Origin of the sequence: Vibrio sp. 10N.222.48.A3 (assembly GCF_041475345.1) — a bacterium.
In the GTDB taxonomy this organism is placed as follows: Bacteria; Pseudomonadota; Gammaproteobacteria; order Enterobacterales; family Vibrionaceae; genus Vibrio; species Vibrio tasmaniensis_A.
In genome coordinates this window covers 1-2,469 of record NZ_JBFRVX010000127.1, presented here as the reverse complement: position 1 = coordinate 2,469, position 2,469 = coordinate 1, and the positions used below count along the sequence as shown (strand labels likewise).

General features: G+C 36.5%; 3 protein-coding genes. All 3 read right to left on the bottom strand.

Annotation, left to right across the window (positions count from 1 at the left end; all coding sequences use genetic code 11):
* Positions 1 to 299 precede the first annotated feature (299 nt).
* Entirely contained in the window at positions 300 to 968 is a 669-nt protein-coding gene (locus tag AB4653_RS04785) for a hypothetical protein (RefSeq protein WP_133151971.1), read from the bottom strand.
* A gap of 114 nt (positions 969 to 1,082) precedes the next feature.
* Positions 1,083 to 1,799 carry a hypothetical protein gene (locus AB4653_RS04780; RefSeq protein WP_133151970.1) on the bottom strand — a complete coding sequence of 239 codons (717 nt, stop codon included), beginning with the start codon at positions 1,797 to 1,799 and terminating at the stop codon, positions 1,083 to 1,085.
* Positions 1,800 to 1,827: 28 nt separating this feature from the next.
* A complete protein-coding gene (locus AB4653_RS04775) occupies positions 1,828 to 2,274 on the bottom strand; it encodes a hypothetical protein (protein WP_102258015.1) in 447 nt (148 codons plus the stop codon).
* Positions 2,275 to 2,469: the final 195 nt, after the last annotated feature.

Below are 2,469 nucleotides of genomic sequence, written 5' to 3'. Positions count from 1 at the left end.
GTAATATCTCGTGTGGCCTTGGGCTATGTGGATAAATATGTGCGATTTCATATAGCTTAATCATTTGGTCATTACCTCTTTTCATAAGAGGCTTCGTGCATTTAGGACAAATGCCACTAACTTCATCGAATAAAATGAGCCCCATATTCTCTGTAGGCTTCTTTCTCTTAGATTCTGAACGTGCCAATAAATTCCCTACCATTAATTTTAAAGTTTATTACCCAATTGTTTAGGGTTAAATAAGAACACAATTTCACTGGAAGCGTGAGTTGCAATTACCCTTCTTTAATAAGTCGTATTTAAAACAAGCCGTCTATTTCTTTGAATGATTTGAAACCAACTGCTTTTGCAGTAGTACCTTGATCAGACAAGTTTAATTCACTACAAATAATCCCATAAATTCGCTTTGGAAATCCTCCTGAAAAGTTCCACTGTTCTCCTGATTTCTCCATTTTTACCACACCAGATATGTTGGGGTATTTCTGCTTCAACTTATTTCTAATAATGTAATTAGATAGCTCTTTACTGTATCTAAAACCCTTACTTTTTACCTCCTCAATCAATGCACTCAACTCCAAGCCTTCTATCCTATTCATGTCATATTTAAGCATTAGCTTTGTAGGCGGTTTGGAACTAGTATCTGAGTTCGAATCAACTAGCTCAGATATTATGTTAAGTGGTTTTTTTTCTTCTTTTGAAGGTATTAGCTTTTTAACATTATATAATTCCAACGCAAGACGACTTGTCTTTCTACCTTCAGCTTCAAGTAGATTTTTGCATTTTCTTTGTTCCGCCCGTGCAATGTCAGGAGTAATAATTTCAGCTAAAACTTTACCTCGTTGAAGGTCTTCAATAATTTCGGTAGCTCTAGTCCTTCGGTACTCAACATGAAGCATGACCGTATCGATGAATATCCCATAACGAGTACCTTTACTATCACACTCTATTTTCTTAACGTTGTACGACATGATTTTCAACGCCCCGTAACCTATAATAGTGAGTAAGATGTAATCTACATTCAATCACGTTTCTAGAAACACTAAAATTAATTCAAAAATACCCACTTTAACGAATGTCATTGCTTAATTGTTTTTACCGAACATTTGCTCTTTACGTAGGTTCTTGAGTGACTTCCACCTTAGAACATCTGGATCATTGGTGACAAACAACTCATACCTTCCCGATAATGTAGTTAACCCTAACTCAGAAAGAAGCGATTCATTCACTTGAACTAATACATTTGAGTTGGCAGGATCATTAATAAAACCTTGTACAATAACTTCAACTTGCCTAGCTGGAGGATGAGGGTTTTCGATCAAAACTTTGTCACCTAGTTTATAGAATGCACCTTTGACATGTTGTTTGTTAACACGAATCTCAAAAGTTTCCAGAGATTTGGATTTTGAATAAACCGCTATAGCACGAAACTTATCGAGTGTACTCGAACGAATTAATGCATCTTGTTGAACTGCCCAGTTTTGAATCGAGGTTACCCAACTACTATTCCAATCAATAAGTTTGGTGTTAGCTGAAATTTTAGGATCTAGTCCATCAATTGATGAGTTAACCTCAGATTTCCAACTATCCACATTAGTTATTTCGGATATATTTTTTTGCCAATCAACGCCATACTGAGCAATAATTACATTTGTCATGTTCTTGTTGCTTTTTTCCAAAGTAAGTACATCGGACTCTAGTTGACTAACTTTTAGTTTAAGTTCGACGTAAGCTCCACCCGCCGCAAATATTACTGTGACTATAGCTACATCTTTTGCCCAGCTTGGTAGGGATAACTTCAAACTAACTCCCTCAAAGTCTTGTATATAATCAAAGCCCAAACTCATTCAATGTGACTTCAAAGTATGGTCTCAAGATTTCTTCTTCAAAAAGACTTAACTCATGCTCAGGAACACGAGTAAAAGTAGAATTATCATTCGGAGCCCACCACTTGTGTTCCCCTGAATAGAAGTTAGAGTTATTTGAAGCGAAGATAAACTTGAACTCACGTTCTAACCATCCATCTCCATACTTTGAAAACAAATTTGCCGGTCCTACGAATTGGCCAAGAAGGTATATGCCTTCGTTTCCATGCGTTAAATAAAAATAGTCTCCGATCGCGGCACTAATAAAGTCTTCTGCTTGCGATGTTGATGATGTTCCTTTGCCGCGGGTATCTTTGTGGACATACACCAACCCTGAGTTAATCGATTCAATTATATCTCGTAGATCAAACTCTCGTGTTCCCTGAGATAATTTCCAAAATTTCGGTTTCATTCGTTAATCCAAAAGTTAATAAAAAGCACCTGCTGACATCTGTAAACATCACGGTCTCTTGCGTCATGCTTGAGCGAATCAGAAAGAAACACTGCATGTAGATAGATACAAGACTCTGCTTTTTAGGTTGATTTGATGGGAAGGATTATAACCATTAACCCTATCTATAACAGTGATTTAAATCATTAGCTGTAA

What these genes read in the sequence shown, in the direction of transcription:
- AB4653_RS04785 (WP_133151971.1), bottom strand. Translation starts at nt 968, where the DNA reads ATGTCGTACAACGTTAAGAAAATAGAGTGTGATAGTAAAGGTACTCGT.
- AB4653_RS04775 (WP_102258015.1), bottom strand. Translation starts at nt 2,274, where the DNA reads ATGAAACCGAAATTTTGGAAATTATCTCAGGGAACACGAGAGTTTGAT.